Below are 330 nucleotides of genomic sequence, written 5' to 3' on the forward strand. Positions count from 1 at the left end.
TCGCCGCAGCCCTCGCAGACCAGCTCGTTGATGAAGGCGCGCTTGGCCGGATCGGGATAGAGCCCGCGCTTGCGGCGGCGGCGCTTTTCCGCGGCGCAGGTCTGGTCGTAGATCACGACGGTGAGGCCCTTGATGTCGCGCAGCTCGCGCTGGACGGCATCGAGCTCGCGGCGATGGTGGATAGTCGCGCCTTGCGGGAAGTAGTTTGCTTGCGGGTACTTGCTCGGATCGTCCGAGACGATTGCAAGACGCTTGACGCCCTCGGCCCAGACCTGATGCGCGATCTGCGCGACATTGAAGGCGCCTTCGGCGGGCTGGCCGCCGGTCATC

At 66.7% G+C, this 330-nt stretch carries 1 protein-coding gene; it reads right to left on the reverse strand.

The features are described from left to right. A partial coding sequence (locus tag AABA86_RS34020; RefSeq protein WP_338309853.1) for a hypothetical protein occupies nt 1–330 on the reverse strand: 330 nt, incomplete at both ends.

Origin of the sequence: Bradyrhizobium sp. TM233 (assembly GCF_036247965.1) — a bacterium.
Taxonomy (GTDB): Bacteria; Pseudomonadota; Alphaproteobacteria; order Rhizobiales; family Xanthobacteraceae; genus Bradyrhizobium; species Bradyrhizobium ottawaense.